General features: G+C 60.0%; 11 protein-coding genes. 2 read left to right on the forward strand and 9 right to left on the reverse strand.

Going from position 1 to position 16,802, the window contains the following annotated elements; genetic code table 11:
* Nucleotides 1-441: 441 nt before the first annotated feature.
* A complete protein-coding gene (locus tag HMPREF2927_RS07565; protein ID WP_070686873.1) occupies nt 442-1,500 on the reverse strand; it encodes a DegV family protein in 1,059 nt (352 codons plus the stop codon).
* Between the two features lie 179 nt (nt 1,501-1,679).
* The gene (leuS, locus tag HMPREF2927_RS07570) at nt 1,680-4,181 is read right to left on the reverse strand and encodes a leucine--tRNA ligase (RefSeq protein ID WP_371441164.1); all 2,502 of its coding nucleotides are present in this window, start codon (nt 4,179-4,181) and stop codon (nt 1,680-1,682) included.
* A gap of 228 nt (nt 4,182-4,409) precedes the next feature.
* Between leuS and HMPREF2927_RS07575 the strand changes: the two genes are divergently transcribed.
* Nucleotides 4,410-5,450 carry an alpha/beta fold hydrolase gene (locus HMPREF2927_RS07575; protein ID WP_070686877.1) on the forward strand — a complete coding sequence of 347 codons (1,041 nt, stop codon included), beginning with the start codon at nt 4,410-4,412 and terminating at the stop codon, nt 5,448-5,450.
* A gap of 9 nt (nt 5,451-5,459) precedes the next feature.
* Nucleotides 5,460-6,587, forward strand: coding sequence for a glycosyltransferase family 4 protein (locus HMPREF2927_RS07580; protein WP_070686879.1), 1,128 nt, complete (start codon nt 5,460-5,462; stop codon nt 6,585-6,587).
* 325 nt (nt 6,588-6,912) lie between these two features.
* Here the strand turns inward: HMPREF2927_RS07580 and HMPREF2927_RS09070 are convergent, their stop codons facing one another.
* From HMPREF2927_RS09070 to uvrC, 7 genes are all read right to left on the reverse strand, one after another.
* Nucleotides 6,913-7,785 carry a hypothetical protein gene (locus HMPREF2927_RS09070; protein WP_141754889.1) on the reverse strand — a complete coding sequence of 291 codons (873 nt, stop codon included), beginning with the start codon at nt 7,783-7,785 and terminating at the stop codon, nt 6,913-6,915.
* Nucleotides 7,786-7,975: 190 nt separating this feature from the next.
* The gene (locus HMPREF2927_RS07590) at nt 7,976-8,227 is read right to left on the reverse strand and encodes a DNA mismatch repair protein (RefSeq protein WP_070686884.1); all 252 of its coding nucleotides are present in this window, start codon (nt 8,225-8,227) and stop codon (nt 7,976-7,978) included.
* A 27-nt stretch (nt 8,228-8,254) separates the two neighbouring features.
* Complete coding sequence (locus HMPREF2927_RS09320; RefSeq protein WP_246827387.1) at nt 8,255-9,166, reverse strand: hypothetical protein; 912 nt, start codon at nt 9,164-9,166, stop codon at nt 8,255-8,257.
* A 33-nt stretch (nt 9,167-9,199) separates the two neighbouring features.
* A complete protein-coding gene (locus HMPREF2927_RS09325; protein ID WP_246827388.1) occupies nt 9,200-10,867 on the reverse strand; it encodes a hypothetical protein in 1,668 nt (555 codons plus the stop codon).
* A 109-nt stretch (nt 10,868-10,976) separates the two neighbouring features.
* Complete coding sequence (locus HMPREF2927_RS07600) at nt 10,977-13,388, reverse strand: primosomal protein N' family DNA-binding protein (RefSeq protein ID WP_070686886.1); 2,412 nt, start codon at nt 13,386-13,388, stop codon at nt 10,977-10,979.
* Nucleotides 13,389-13,421: 33 nt separating this feature from the next.
* Nucleotides 13,422-14,627, reverse strand: coding sequence for a methionine adenosyltransferase (gene metK / locus HMPREF2927_RS07605; protein WP_005506182.1), 1,206 nt, complete (start codon nt 14,625-14,627; stop codon nt 13,422-13,424).
* Between the two features lie 175 nt (nt 14,628-14,802).
* A complete protein-coding gene (gene uvrC, locus HMPREF2927_RS07610; protein ID WP_070686888.1) occupies nt 14,803-16,743 on the reverse strand; it encodes an excinuclease ABC subunit UvrC in 1,941 nt (646 codons plus the stop codon).
* Between the last annotated feature and the right edge of the window lie 59 nt (nt 16,744-16,802).

Below are 16,802 nucleotides of genomic sequence, written 5' to 3' on the forward strand. Positions count from 1 at the left end.
TACACCATGAAAACCGGTAAAAACCCGTTGTTTTCTGTTGTTTTGCGTTGTGTTCACCCTTAGAAAATGTTGCGATACGGTCATGGCAACATAAACGCACGCGAAACACACATTTACTAAAAACCGCGTCATATCAAGGCAAAATCTGAGGGTAAAAAATACCCTTTCACCTGCGAATGGGTTTCAATGACACCCGATACGCTCGCACACGGTGCAAATTCTCACCCGAAAGCAGACGCCCTCAAAGTAAGACACACCACAGCCTTATAAAGGGCTAAATACGCTCCCAATGTACAAAATTGAGCATATTTCGTGTCGCATTTCGTGTCGCCCACGCGCATCATACGAAAACACCCCACAAGAACACCGCACGAAGGCACCCCGCAGACACGCAACACGGGGTCAGCGTGGGCACACCGGATAGGCGGCTAGTACACGATCCTAATAAACGACCAGCGCCACAGCACCCAAACCGGAATGAGCCGACAGCACCGGCGGTAGCGCGCTCACCAAAAACTCCGGCGCCGAAGAATCGGCAGCATCATGAACGAGGGAGCTATCCCCCAGCATCTGCTGAACCTGCTCGTACAGCTGTACCGCCTGCGCCGCATTACCCACATGATGCACCGCAACCACCTCACCGCGCGGGGATGCGGCAAGTGAAGAACTAGTGGAGTCGGTAGCAGTAGAGCCCACTGAAGCCGAGCTGAGCGCCGCCGCATGCTGATGCTCACGGCAGGTCTGCACGGTCACCTCCACCAGGCGCTCCAGGGCGCGCGCGGCAGTGCGGGGACGCTCTACATACGCCAGTTTGCCCTCGGTAATCGTGCCAATCGGCTTAATCTGGAACATCTGCCCCACCATCGCCAACGCCGGGGAAACACGACCGCCACGACGCAGAGCATCAAGGGTTGGGATATAAAAGTAGAGCGTGGACTGCTCGCAGACGGACTGAATGTAGTCCACCAGCTGCGCGGGGCTCAATTGTTCCGAGCTCGGGTAGTCAGGGCTCGGAACAAAATCAGAGGAAGCAGAGTTCAGCATCTCCAGGGCACGCACCACCGCATGACCGTAGGCACCGGCAACCGTGCGGCTATCCACCACGCTCACACCCTTAGAACCCAGGCGGCTCAGGCGGGCACCGGTGCCTGCCGCCTCCACCGTGCCCGAGAGCTCGCCGGACAGATGCACCGACACCACATGCGTAAAACCTCGCGACGCCAACTCGTCATACACATCAGCAAACACGCCCGGCGCGGGTCCGGAAGTGCTCACCGTCTGACCCATCACGTGCGCGAGCATAATCGCCTCGTCCACCTCGGCAGCGGTCAAGTCCTGCAGCTGACGATCCGGCTCACCGGGCGTGCGAATAGTCACCGGCATCGGAACCATCACGAAATTGCCGCGAGCGCTCAGGTGCTGCACGAGCTCCGGGTCGAGGGCGGCGGCGCTATCGGTTACCACGGCAATGCGGTTCTCTGCTTTGTTCTCTCGCTCCATATTCCGGCCCTTCTTCCAGTTCGTCAGTGCGTGATTCGATGACGAACCCTCTCCTAGCGTTCCCTGAACATTATGGCACTCATCACTAGCGCAGTACAGCAAAGCCCCGCCGCGCCTCCGGGTTCGTTCCGTTGGACGAACCGAAGCCACAGCGGGGCTTGTACTTTTATCTAAGAAGCTTAGATCACGATGTTCACGAGCTTAGGCGCACGCACAATCACCTTGCGGATCTCGGCGTCACCAATCGAACGCTGAATAGCGGCGTCCGCCAGAGCCAGCTCCTGAAGCTCCTGCTCGGAAATATCCTTCGCAACCTCCAGGCGAGCCTTGACCTTACCCTTAATCTGCACGATAGCGGTGACGGTGTCATCCACCAGCAGAGCCGGGTCAACCTCGGGGAAGCCCGCGGTCAGAACCGGGGTGTCGTGGCCGAGAGCGTGCCACATGTCCTCAGCGGTGTAGGGTGCGTACAGAGACAGCAGAATAGCGACAGTCTCAGCAGCCTTACGGACAGCCGGGTCAGCCGCACCAGCACCGGAGTCAATAGCCTTACGGGTAGCGTTCACAAGCTCCATGGTCTTCGCAACAACCACGTTGAACTTGCCGTTCTCCAGCAGGCCCTGAACCTCGTGCACGGTGCGAGCAATCAGCTTCTGCAACTCCAGGTCACCGGTGGTTGCGTCAACGCCGGGTTCGCTGGTGACGTCCTGAGCCACACGCCATGCGCGAGCCAGGAATTTCTGCGAACCGGACGGGGAAACATCCGCCCAGTCCACGTCATCCTCGGGCGGGGACGCGAAAATCATGGTGGTGCGGATAGCATCCACACCGAACTTGTCGAGCTGCTCACCCAGGTTCACACCGTTACCCAGCGACTTGGACATCGCCTTACCGCCGTTGAGCACCTGACCCTGGTTCATGAGCGCCTTGAACGGCTCATCGTGCTTGATCAGACCCAGGTCGCGAACAACCTTGGTGAAGAAGCGTGCGTACAGCAGGTGCAGAATAGCGTGCTCCACACCACCAACGTACATGTCGACGGCACCCCACTCACTCATAGCCTGCGGGTCGAAGGGGCCCTCATCGAAGTTCGGGGAAACGTAACGCAGGAAGTACCAGGAGGAATCCACGAAGGTGTCCATGGTGTCCGAGTCACGGCGAGCCTGCTTGCCACACTCGGGGCAAGGCACGATTGCCCAGTCATCGGCAGCAGCAAGAGGCGACTGACCCTTAGGAGCCAGCTGCTCACCGCGCAGGTTATCGGGCAGCAGCACCGGCAGCTGATCCTCAGGAACCAGAACCTCGCCACAATCCTCACAGTGAATCACGGGGATGGGGGTACCCCAGAAACGCTGGCGGGACAGCAGCCAGTCACGCAGACGGTAAATGACCTTGCCCTCACCGGTGCCGGCAGCCTCAACCAGCTCAATAGCCTTAGCGAGCGCCTCAGCCTTCGGCAGGCCGGTCAGCTCACCGGAATTGATGAGCACGCCGTCACCAGCTGCGGCAACACCGCTGGTAGCCGGGTCCTCAGCACCCTCAACGTCCAGGACCTTCACGATGGGCAGGTCGAACTTCAGGGCGAACTCAAGGTCACGCTGGTCGTGCGCGGGCACAGCCATAATCGCGCCGGTACCGTAATCGGCGAGCACGTAGTCAGAAGCCCAGACGGGCAGCTTCGCGCCGGTCAGCGGGTTAATCGCGTAGCGGCCGGTGAACACGCCGGTCTTCTCGCGGTCGGAGGACTGGCGGTCAATATCGCTCAGTGCCTTAATGTCTTCGCGGTACTGCTCCAGGGCAGCCTTGTGCTCGGGTGCCACAATCTGCTCGGCGAACGCCGCATCCGCAGCAACCACGATGAAGGTTGCGCCGTACAGGGTGTCCGGGCGGGTGGTGAACACGGTGAAGGACTCTGCAGCCTGGTCCTCGGTCGCCTCAATCTCGAAACGCACCTCAGCGCCCTCGGAACGGCCAATCCAGTTGCGCTGCATGAGCAGAACACGGTCGGGCCACTTGCCCTCCAGCTGCTCCATGTCATCCAGCAGCTGCTGTGCGTAATCAGTGATCTTGAAGTACCACTGGTTCAGGGACTTCTTAGTCACGGTAGTACCGCAACGCTCACACGCACCGTTGACAACCTGCTCGTTCGCGAGCACGGTCTGGTCCTTGGGGCACCAGTTGACCATGGAGTCCTTACGGTACGCCAGGCCCTTCTTGTAGAACTGCTCGAACAGCCACTGAGTCCACTTGTAGTACTCGGGGTCCGAAGTGTGCAGGCGGCGGCTCCAGTCAGCGGCAATAGCGTAACGCTTAAAGGACTCAGCCTGAGTCTCAATATTCTTGTACGTCCACTCCTTGGGGTGAGTGTCGTTCTTAATGGCTGCGTTCTCAGCGGGCAGGCCGAAGGAGTCCCAGCCAATCGGGTGTAGAACATCGTAGCCGCACTGCTTGAAGTAGCGGGCGTTCATGTCACCAATAGCGAATGCCTCCGCGTGACCCATGTGAAGGTCACCGGAGGGGTACGGGAACATATCCAGCACATACTTGCGGCCCTTGGGGGCGTCACCGGTGGGCTGGAAAACCTTCGTTTCGTCCCAGTAGGGGCGCCACTTGGCTTCCATAGCGCGGAAGTCGTACGCATTTTCGTTGCGTTCGGTCTCTACCTGAGCAGACACAGCGATTCCTTAAATAAAGACAGGTTGATAAAAACTTAACCCTCCAAGTGTAACGCGAAACCCGCACCGCGCCAGAGTTGAGGCCACCTCGACTACCAAATGGACGGCACCACCCACCCGACCACCCGGCCAACCACCGATGCGCCAGGCGGGTTTCAGAGCCCTTTAAGGCTTCTCCCCTAGAATTAAGAACGGGACTTTGCCGTCCCAGTACCCAACCCGCGAAAGGTACCCATGACCTCCACCGTTACCCCGGACTCCCCCAACACCTCGATTCTTGAGGGTGTGCCCGGCCCGCTCATTCCCGGTACCCGCCACGACGCCCTCATTGGTGACGGCGCGCAGGCAGTCATTACCCGCTACTGGCAGTACGGCAAAGGCATGAACGACGGAACCTTCCCCGAAGGCTCCTACCCCGTGCTGCTCGTGCACGGCTTCCGCGGCGACCACCACGGCCTGGAAATCATCGCGAACTATCTGCTGAAGCTCATCCCGAACGTCAGCATCATCAGCCCCGACCTGCCCGGCTTTGGCCGCTCCGCAGACCTGCCCGAAAACAGTCAGGGCGGAGACAACATCAACGCGTACGTGGCGTGGCTGAACGACTTCGTGGAACACATTAACCCCACCCGCGAGGATACACAGCCCCTACCGCTGCACCTGGTCGGCCACTCCTTCGGCTCCATCGTCACCAGCGCCTTCGCCGCCGCACACCCGAACTCGCTCGCGCTCCTCTCGCTCATCAACCCGATTAGCGAGCCCGCCCTCGAAGGCAGCCAGCGCGTCGCCTCCCGCCTCGCCTCCCTCTACTACCGCGCCGGCGCGGCACTCCCCGAAAAAATCGGCTACCCGCTGCTGCGCTCGCAACTGATTACCCGCGCCTCCAGCGAAGTCATGATGCGCACCAAAGACAAAGCAATGCGCCGCTTCATCAACGGCCAGCACGCCGCCTACTTCGGCTCCTTCGGCTCCCGCCGCGGAGTGCTCAGCGCCTACGAAGCGTCCATTACGCACACCGCCGCCGAATACGCCGCCGCCATCCGAGTACCGGTGCAAATGCTCGTTGCCGAAGACGACGACCTGGGCACCCCCGAAACAGCTCGCGCCATGTACGCGACGCTGACCTCCCGCAGCCTGCCCGCGTCTTCGTCCGGTGCCCGCGAGCGCCTGGACATGATCCCCGAAGTCGGGCACCTCATCCACTACGAAACCCCTCGCCGCGCCGCGGAACTCATCGCCGATTTCGCCGCCGACCACTCAGGGAACGAGAAGTAAGGAACCAACATGAAACTCATGGTTGACGCCCGATACACCCGTATCGGCTTCCACGACGGCATCAGCCGCTACACTGCGTCCCTGCTGGGCGCGCTCAAAACCCTCATCGACACCGGTGACGAAGCCGCCACCGACCTCGACCTGACCATGATCATTAGCGACGAGCGTCAGCTGGACATGCTGCCGGATTTGCCGCACGTGAAGATCTGCTCGCCCACCGGCCCGCTCGAACCGACCGCCTCGCTGCAGCTGAATAAGTACGCGCCGGACGTGGTGTTCTCCCCCATGCAGACTATCGGCTCCACCGGACGCAAATTCAAGCTGATTCTCACCCTGCACGACCTGATCTATTACTCCCACCCGACCCCGCCCGGGTTCCTGCCCGCACCGGTGCGCGTGGGCTGGCGGCTCTTCCACAAGACCTACACTCCGCAGCGCTTCCTGCTCAATCACGGCGACGCGGTCGTGACTGTTTCTGAGTCGACCGCCTCGCTGATTCGTGAGCACGAGCTGACCACCAAGCCGCTGTTCGTGGTGCCCAACGCCCCGCAGCCCGGCAGCGTCGTCTCCCGCCAGACCGCGCTGGAACGCGCCATCACCCGCGAAGAGCAGCCCGTCAAGCACCTGGTGTACATGGGTTCGTTCATGCCGTACAAGAACGTAGAAACCCTGCTGCTGGCGATGCGTTCGCTGCCGGATTACCGCCTGCACCTGCTGTCGAAGATGCCGCCGCAGCGCCTGGTGCAGCTCACCGACGAACGCCTCATCGGTGAGAACGTGGAGGTGCACAACGGCGTGAGCGACGAGGAGTACCAGCAGCTACTCCGCCAGGCGCACGCTCTGGTGACTGCCTCCCGCGAGGAGGGCTACGGCCTGCCCGTGGTCGAGGCGCAGGCTGCCGGTTGCCCCGCGGTGATTAGTGACATCCCGATTTTCCGTGAGATTGCGCCGCACGCCGTGTTCGCGCCGGTTGACGGCGCCCCGGAGGCGAACGTCGCCGACTGGATCAAGACAATCCGTTCCCTGGAGGACACCGCCGTTCGCGAGCGCGTCATCATTGACGGCCTGTCGGATGTGCGCCGCTACTCCTGGCGCGACTCAGCACTCAAGCTGCTGGAGGTCGTGCGCGGGCTCTAGGGCCTGCGTTGGGCAAAGAAATGCCGCCGCACTCCCCCGAAACTCGGGAGGGTGCGGCGGCATTCTCTATCTACATCGGGGTTTATCTCTTACACGGACAAGCAGGTCATAACCCTCCTACACCCTGTCGAAGCGAAAAATAATGCAGACTTAGGATTCACTTATAGGCATTGCACATCAACATAACCACAGTTATGATGAAGGTTTCGTGCATGATGAGAAATATTGGTTATCCGCTCAGAATAAAACGAACGAGAACGCACCCATTGAGTAAAACATCCTCACTCAAATCTAAAATATATGACACATCTAGTCTAGTCTTACACTAAATAATCAAAGTAGATAACAAATAAAGGAACATAAATCCCGCCATACCCGTAAGTGCACCAAACAGCAACGACCAGAGATATATTCTTAGGGCATCAAGTTTTATGCCAGACTTCTTATCCCAATACAGATATTGACTATAACTAAAGACAGAATCATTAACTGGATAGAGCAGGAAAATATAACTCACCACAAATGGCGTGAATAGCACCAAATACCCCAGCCAACGATCTGCAAACTTTAAATCGATCAGCATCATGATTACATAAACTGCAGTCGCAAAAATGACATACAAAATTCTAAAGGTCTTAAAATCACCCACATATCTATTACCAGACTGATGCATACCAACCATTTCGAGGATGTTACTAGAAACTATCTTACACATCAGAGACCCCTCCTTAAAATACGATTTAATTTTATGAGCAATCTTGTAAACAGGAATTGTATGTGAATCACTTTCAGGATTCAAAGATGATATTGAGTTTCCAACAAGATCAGCAGTGAAAGAATGATTTTGCCAGGTAACTCTATCCTTTATATCTACAGCCTGAGATTCAGCTATTTGTTTCCTGGAGTGCAGATAAGTCACACAGAAAATTAGACCGCATAGTACGCCCCAGAAAACATCTGACATTACAGCAGAAAAGTCTCTATTGATAAGGTGGAGTACGGCATACATAGAATAATATACACTTCCAACCAACGAAAGAAGGCCGACAATATTTCCCAAAATAAATCCCGACGTACGGCAACCATCCTGGCCAATATCTCGCAATAGACTTACTGGAGCAAATCCACTTCCAAAAGTAATTAAATGAAGTTTATCTTTATCGATATCTTGCACCTTCTGAATTGCATCAACAGACAAGTATGCTCCCATCGAATGCGCAACGACTGTAGTGGACGCAAAGCGGTACGCGTTCTACACAGGGGCGGCGAGGCTACACCTTCCGGAAGCGCCCTCAGGGTGCCCGAAGCGAAGCGAGGGCGGGTTCCCTGCGTAGGCGCGGAGGAAGTGTGTAGCGAACCGCCACGGAAGCAAACCGGAGCAGGAAGCCTTAGACCGTAGCAAAGCTACCGGTACGAGCTGCTTCCTTCGCAGCCAGTTCATCCGCATGACCATACGCGTAGAAAATCTTCGCGTCATCCAGCTCAGCAAAACGAGCCAGGTAGCGGCACACCGCGCCACGCTGAGCCTTCGTCATCGAGGACAGCAGCACAGGGTTCGGGTGAGTAATGCCGTTGTCGCGGCTCGGTGCCGAATCGCCAAATTCCGGCTCGTAATCATAGGCAATATTGGCAAAGCTCATCGGTGAGTACCTTTCCTTAGGAGCACCCTAAACTACAGCGCTCTGCTCTGCTTTACTCTCCTGCTTTTTCTCCCCTGCGGGGTTATGTTCCTCTGCATCCTCAGCGTCTTCATCCTCACCGTCAAGACCCAGAAGAGCCGTCGCCATCGGCAAAGGATTGAACTCGCTCAGCTGACCCGTGCGGTCCACCTTGCGCATCATGAACGCACGCTGCAAACGCCGCTGAGTCCACGGCGAAAGCACCATCATTAGCAGCGCCTCCACCACAAAAATGCCGACCAGAATCCACAGCAGCAGATCCGAAGAACCCGCCTGCTCACGTAGCTGCTGAGCATCCGCCACCAGACGGTCGAATCCCTCCGAATGCAGGCGCGACGTATCAAGCCCCGTCAACACGGACAGGCTCACCGGCGACGCCACATTCAGCAGCACCGACAGCATCAGCAGAAGCACCGCATACAGCCCATAATGCATGGTGCGAATCCACTTCTTCACGCGCGCAAAACCGTGGTTCAGTTCCGAACCAATATCGGTGAAAGCCGCCGCCTTCTGCGCCTGCTCGCCCTCCGGCATCATGTGCGGCACAAGGCGGTGCGCAAGCATCAACGGCACCGGCGAACACGCATCAAAATACTGCATGTGACTATTCACCGACGGGCCCGGCAGGGTCACAAAAGTAACGTCCACATCGGCGGGCTGAGTAATATTCGACCTGCCAATACTGTCACCACGAGCAGAAATCTCGCACCGGTCAGCCACATCAAGATCCTGCAGCATCGGCGCGTAGGCGCGCACATACAGGTGGCAGGCGCTACGCCCCGACATCATGAGCACCAGAATCAGCGCGCCCCAAAACGCCACGGAAGCGGGCGTTAGCTCAGGGACCGCACCCTCAACACGTAGCTGAGCCAGCAGCAGCATGAACACCGCGTACAGCATGAAAACGCCATGCACGAAAAGCAGCGGAATCAGTCACTTCACGTAGGCGCGCGTGCCGTACGGGTTAACCAGACGGACATCTTCCGGGGTGTTTACCGAGGTAGTTGCGGAGGCGCTTTCCCGGGCACCCTTTCGGCCAATACGCGCCCTGCCCTTGAAGGCACCCGGCACACTCGCAACCAGCGGCACCACGCTCAACGCCAGGAGCACCAGCATCGTATAGTGCAGCAGCGAACGGTACGGACCAAACAGCAGGGACGCCTCCACCAGCCAGGAGAACGCCGCAACCGCACTCACCCACAGCAGCATGGCGCGGTTACGGTAGCCGCCCGAAGCATCCAGGTGCCCCGGAATGTCGTTGCGGTCACTAGCGATAATGCTAATCGGAACCACACCACTACCCAGGCCGTAGAAGAAACGAATCGGCTTCTTGCCCGCCGCCGCACGACGACGCAGAAGCTCATAGCTCAAATAGCCGCCCTGCGAATGGGCAATAATACCCACCGCATCGCTACGGGAACTCAAATCATCCAGCTGACGATCCAGACGCACATAAATACGCTCCAAATCGCGCGACTCCGGGCTGGTCGCCGTCTGAATCAGCTGCGTCGGAATAGCCTTCACCAGCGCCCACAGCTCACGGGCACGACGAGCCAAAATCCAGCCCACAATACCCAGGCCGAGCGCCGCCGCCAGACCCGTAAATGCACCCTGCGGAGTGCCCAGGGACGCCACAAAAGCATCGCGGAACGTCATGAGCGCCATAGCCGCCAGCACCAGCCACAGCGCCACGTTCACAAACCGCGCCGTAGAACGCAGCAGGTGCCCGGCACGCTCACGCCAGGTCGCGCCGGGGCGCTCATAGTAAAAGCAGAACATCAAAAACAGCGGCAAAACCGACGCCAACCAGGGCAAATGTTCCTTCAATGGGCGGTAATGCCTGGGCCGCCAGAAGCCCTCCTGAAAAAGGAGGCTGCGGCGAGTGACCGTGCGAACCGGGCGCGGCTTCGGCTGAGGCAGGCGCGGAAGCTCAAGATTAGGCAGCTCAATATTCGGGAAGTCGATGCTCGGGAGCTCTACCTTGGGAAGCTCAATTTTCGGCAAATCAATTTTCGGCAAATCAATCTTAGGGAGCTCCACTTTAGGCAGTTCCACCTTGGGCAGCTCTACCTTCGGAAGTTCAACTTTCGGCGGACTGATTCTTGTAGATTCTTTGGGCTCGGAGGCTTCGGCGGGTTCTTCCTGCGCGGAGTTCTCTTCAACCTGCGGGCTTTCCTCAACCGGTTCAGCGGGGCCGGCAGGGTACTCCGTGCGCTCAATCGTCAATGAATACGTCAACTCGCTGTGGTGACTCAGCGGGTTCACCTCAGCGGCAGACGGGAAGGTATCACCGTCAGGAATCACCTCAACACGAACTCGCGCAGAAGCCTCCGCGGCGGGGTTCTCTTCGGAGGCGGCGACAGAATCCGTGTTCAGAGCCAGCAGAGTCTGCACACTATGCGCCACCGGCTTGCCAAAATACGCGAGCGTCTCCCCGTGATTCTGGTAGCCGATACCGTGAACCAGCAGCACCGCCGCATCATGATGCTGGCCCTTGCGGTGCAGGGCACTCTTCGGGTGCGCAGAAGCATACTTCGTCAGCCGCTGCTGCTCACCATCAGGCAGCGCACTACCCTTCAGCAGATGAGGCACCTTCGACACGCCTCTCACCTCCTCGCCTCTGCGCACAGCGCGCCCGCAAACCCGCGTGCCAACGCCCAACCCGGGGCAAAAACGCCCCTCACTAGAACACTACAGCACGACTAGAAAATCACAGCACGTCCAAGCCGTCACAACGAATCTGAACCGGCCGCTCCCCCACGTTCTTCTTCAACGCCGCAATCGTTGCACGCGTAGCACGCAACTCACGGGTCACCTGCTGGGCAATGCCATACGAGAAGAACATCAGGGTACGCCAATCGCCCTGAACCGGCGCCTCCTCAGAATCCTCCTCAAGAGACTCCGACCAGGCAAAATACCCCTGATCCAGAGGAACCGGACCCACAATACGCAACTGCTCACGCACCCGCTCCGGCAGCGCAGAAGAGCCCAAGAACTCCTCCATGAAGGCGCGAACATCCGCCTCCGCACCGGTCACCGCAGCCGTACGAACCGCCGGAGGCAGACCCGTCTGAGCGCGCTCCTCCAGCTCCTGACGAGCAAACCACGCCGGATCCCAACGCACCAGCGCCTGCTCCACCGGCGACGGCGAAGCAGTCGTCACCACCGTACCCTCAAGAGCCGCCGGACGAACCAACGCCGCCGCATTCAACCAGCGACGCAACGCCGCCTCCGGAGCACGCAACGAATCAAAACGAAGCATCCTATCGGCATCCAGAAGAAGCGCCGCCGCATAGCCACCAAAAGCCACCGGCTCAGCACCCGGAGTCGCCACCACCAACGCAGGCTCAGGACCAACCGACGCGCGCACATGGTCACCCGCCGAAGAAATCACCGGAACATTCGGGAACGCACGACCCAGCTCCTCAGCAGTACGAGTCGCACCCGCCGCCGAATAACGCCAATGCGTAAAACCACACTCAGAGCAACGCCATTGCTGCGCCAAATGACCGCACCACGAACACGACGGAACCGACGAACCCGAAGCCACCGACAAAGGCCCACTACACTCGCCACAACGCGCCGGCATGCGGCAACGTTCGCACGAAAACGACGGAATATAACCGCTACGCGCCACCTGCACCAACACAGGACCACGCGCCAACGCCCGACGAGCATGTTCAAACGCCAGGTGCGGAATACGCGCCATCGCCGCCAACGGGTCACGCGCCAACTCAAGCTCCGAACCCGTCGAAAAAATACGCGGCGAATAATCACGCACCAACGCACGCGGCGCACGCACATGAGACGCCCAGCGGGTACGCACCAGACGCGCCGCCTCACTACTCATACTGAACCCGGCAAACAGCGCCGCAGTATTCTCAGCAGAAGCACGCAAAAGCAACACATCACGGGTATGACAATACGGGGCGCGCTGCTCCACCAGCGAAGAATCGCCGTCATCCCAGCACACCACCAGGCCCAGGTTCGCCACCGGCGCGTATGCCGCCGCGCGGGTACCAATCACCACCGGCACCTGCCCCAGGCGAGCCTTCACAAAACCGTGATAGCGAGTATGCGGAGTCGAATCAGAACTCAAACGCACAAACGAATCAGCCGGCAGACGCTCGGCGAGCGCCGCCTCCAGAAGATCCAGGTTCTTAGCGGTCGGAACCACCGCAATTGCGCCGCGGCCACTGGCAGCAGCAGCCGCGAGTGCGGTCGCCAAAACATCCGCCCACGTGTGCTCCAGATGGCCGGGAAGAACCGTCATCACGGCGCGGGTCGCGGCACCGGCGGCAACATCCTCAATGAACTCCGCACCGTTCTCGTAATCAGAGAAGACGGAGGCGGCATCCGGCGCGTCCGGGTTCAGCGCCGGCGGGTCCAGCACGAAGGGGGCGGGCGCGCCGGGGGTGGCAAGCCACGCGTACGGGTCGGTAGCGCTGGCAGTAGCGGTACTGGAGGTGGCGGAGGCGGTAGAAGGCCCAGATTCTGCGCTCTCGGAAGCCACAAGCTCAGATGCCGCAGGCTCGGGGGCATCGGAAGTGCTTACCGGAGCAGAATCACCCAAATACGCCGACTCGTAACCCGGTAGAAGGGGCGCGTACTTCTTATCCAGCGCGGCAATGCGCGGCGGCACCGCCAGGCGCAGCACGTTCGCCACCGTGGAGGCGTAACGGTCAGCAAGCGCCTCGGCAAGCGCAAAAATTTCGGGCGCAACAGAGGGCACACGCGACAGCACCGACTTGAGCGGCAGCAACGAGGTGCGCGTCCAATCAGTCGTGGCGGCGCGTTCCTCAATGTAACCGGTCATCTCGTGGCCGTTGAACAGCACGCGCACGCGGGCGCCGGGCACCGCATCCTCACTCAGCTCGGCGGGCACACGGTAATCAAACGTGCGGTCCACCTGCGGCAGGGTGCTATCCACGCGCACGCGCGCCACAGGGTTCGGCACGCCGCTCGCCTCCAACTCGGCGGCAACGTTCACCGGCTCCGGGGCAGCCGGAATCAGGGCATCACGAAGAGCAGGAAATCCCTGCAACAGGTCAAGCTGTTGCAGGGATTCCTGCTGGGCACCCAACGGTGCCGAAGAGTTCGATTCAGAACTGCTCTGAGTCACCCGAATCTGCGTGCTCCTCTACCCTGACAGATATTAGGAGGAGGACACTGCCGAACGCAGTGCATCCACGCGGTTCAGGCGCTCCCAGGTGAATTCCGGCTCGGTACGACCGAAGTGGCCGTGAGCTGCGGTCTTCTTGTAAATCGGGCGGCGCAGATCCAGTTCGTTAATGATTGCCAGCGGGCGCAGGTCGAAGACCTCACGCACAGCCTTCTCAATCTTGATCGGGTCGACCTTCTCGGTGCCGAAGGTTTCAACGTACAGACCGACCGGCGCTGCCTGGCCGATAGCGTACGCAACCTGAACCTCGGCGCGGTCGGCAAGACCGGCACCCACAATGTTCTTCGCAACCCAACGCATTGCGTACGCTGCGGAACGGTCCACCTTCGACGGGTCCTTACCGGAGAACGCGCCACCACCGTGACGAGCCGAACCGCCGTAGGTGTCCACAATAATCTTGCGGCCGGTCAGGCCCGCGTCACCCACCGGGCCACCCTGAACGAAGCGGCCAGCGGGGTTCACAATGAACTTAGCGTTGGAGGAATCCAGCTCGACGCTGCCCAGAACCGGCGCGATAACGTGCTTCTCAATGTCTGCACGCAGGTCAGCCAGGTCGTAGCTTGCGGTGTGCTGGCTCGAAACAACGACGGTGTCCACGGAGACGGGCACGTTGTTCGAATCGTAGCCGAGGGTTACCTGAGTCTTGCCGTCGGGGCGCAGCTCGGTCAGCAGGCCGTCCTTACGGACCTTGGTCAGACGCTCAGAGAGGCGGTGCGCCAGCCAAATCGGGGCGGGCATCAGCACGTTCGTCTCGTTCGAAGCGTAACCGAACATGATGCCCTGGTCGCCCGCACCCTGGCGGTCGTACTCGTCAGCAGCAATGCCCTGACGAACCTCGAGGGACTCGTACACGCCGGCGTTAATGTCCGGGGACTGCTCACCAATGGAGACAGACACGCCGCAGAACTCGCCGTCGAAGCCGCGGGTAGAGGAATCGTAGCCGATACCCAGAATGGTCTCGCGCACGATGGAGGGGATTTCGACGTAGCTGGAGGTGGTCACCTCACCAGCAACATGCACCTGACCGGTGGTCACCATGGTCTCCACAGCAACGTTCGCTGCGGGATCCTGGGCGATGATGCCGTCAAGGATGGCGTCAGAAATCTGGTCACAAATCTTATCGGGGTGGCCTTCAGTCACCGACTCGCTGGTGAATAGGCGCAGATGGTTATTACTCACGGTTTCCACTCTACTGGTTGAGGGCGCGCGAAGATAGCGCGCTCGTAATGATGACGGTTTCCTTCAATTATGACACGTTTGTTAAGCGCCATTACGAGGCGGGGTGCTGCGTTCACACCCCGGGCGGGCCTTCACCCAGCGCCAGCCAGAGGATTAGGTCAGCGCCAGCAGGCGCTTAGGCAAGCGCCGTCAGAATCTTCTGAGCCAACGCCGGACCAATACCCGGCACCGCCGTCAGCTCCTCGGCGCTCGCCTGCTTAATCTGAGCCACCGACCCGAAATGCTTAATCAGCGCGGAACGCTTCACCTCGCCCAGACCGGGCACCTCATCCAGGGCGGAGGCGACCATCGCCTTACCGCGCTTGGAACGGTGGAAGGTGATAGCGAAACGGTGCGCCTCATCGCGGATGCGCTGCACCAGGTACAGCGCCTGCGAGGTGCGCGGCAGCACGACCGGGTAGTCGTCGTCCGGTAGCCACAGTTCCTCCAGGCGCTTAGCGATGCCGGCAACGTACACGTCCGTAATGCCCAGGTCGCTCAGCGCGGCGGAGGCGGCAGCCACCTGAGGCGGGCCGCCGTCCACGAGCACTAGGTTCGGCGGGTAGGCGAACTTCGCCGGCTCGGGCGTGGAGGCGTCAATCTCGCCGGATTGCACGGGCGCAGCTTCGCGTTCAGCCTGCTGCGCCAGGTGCCTCTTGAAGCGGCGCGTGATGACGTCGTACATGCTGGCGGTATCGTCGCGCGCGGCGTCGCCGGTAATGCTGTAGGTGCGGTAGGCGTTCTTCGCGGGCATGCCGTCCTCAAAGACGACCATGGACGCAACCACGTTCGTGCCCTGCACATGCGAAATGTCGTAGCACTCAATGCGCAGCAGCGGATCGGGCAGTTCCAGCGCCTCCTGCAGCTCCACGAGGGAAGCGCTACGGGTGGTCAAATCACCGGCACGGCGGCTCTTGTGCAGGGTCAGCGACTGGCGCGCATTCTCGGCGACCGTCTTCATGAGCTCTGCCTTGTCGCCGCGCTGCGGGACGCTAATCTCCACGGGGCCGCCGCGCACCTCCGCCAGCCAGGACGCCAGCTGCTCCTTATTCTCGGGCTCCACCGGCACGAGCACGGAGCGCGGAATATCGTAGCTGTTCAGGCTCTTCTCGGCATCCTTCGGGGAGGCGAGGCTCGCCGCAATATCGCTGTATACCTGCGCGATCAGCTGTTCGATGAGCTGCGCGTCGGTGCTGTCGTTGACCTTCTCCACGATCCAGCCGCGCTGGCCACGGATCCTGCCACCGCGCACGAAGAACACCTGAACGGACGCCTCCAGGTCGTCCTCAGCGTAGGCGAACAGGTCGGCATCCACGGTCGCGCCGAGCACCACGGCGTTACGCTCAAACGCCTTAGTCAGCGCGGCAATATCGTCACGAAGAATCGCGGCGCGCTCAAAGTCCATATCAGCTGCGGCGGCTTTCATTTCCGCGGTCAACTGGGCGATATGCTTCTCAGCGCCACCACCCATAAACCGGGTCAGCCCGCGCGCCAACTCGCGGTGCTCCTCGGCGCTAATCTTGCCCACGCACGGTGCTGCGCACTTATCGATATAGCCGAGCAGGCAGGGGCGGCCGCTATTCTTCGCGCGGTTAAACACGCCATTCGTGCAAGTGCGCACCGGGAACACACGCAGCAGCGCATCCAGGGTTTCACGAATCGCCCACGCCTGCGAATACGGACCAAAATAGCGCACGCCCTTACGGCGCTCGCCGCGGGTCACCATGGCGCGCGGGTACACGTCATTGACGGTAATCGCCAGGTACGGGTACGACTTATCGTCGCGGAACGCAATGTTGAATCGCGGCGAAAACTCCTTAATCCAGGTGTATTCGAGCTGCAGCGATTCCATTTCACTCGCCACCACGGTCCACTCCACGCTTGCCGCCGTATGCACCATGGCGTAGGTCTTCGGGCTCAGCGTCTGCGGGGACGCAAAATAGCTGTTGAGTCGGTTGCGCAGGTTCTTCGCCTTGCCCACGTAGATGACGCGGCCGTCGGCATCACGGAAACGGTAAACGCCCGGGTCGGTGGGGATTTCGCCGGGGGCGGGGCGGTAGCTGGAAGGCTCTGCCATGGGTACTTTCTCCTCGCTCTACTGGGCTTTCTGCGGGGTTGCCGCTGCTGGGCTACCGA

Origin of the sequence: Rothia sp. HMSC061E04 (assembly GCF_001813685.1) — a bacterium.
In the GTDB taxonomy this organism is placed as follows: domain Bacteria; phylum Actinomycetota; class Actinomycetes; order Actinomycetales; family Micrococcaceae; genus Rothia; species Rothia mucilaginosa.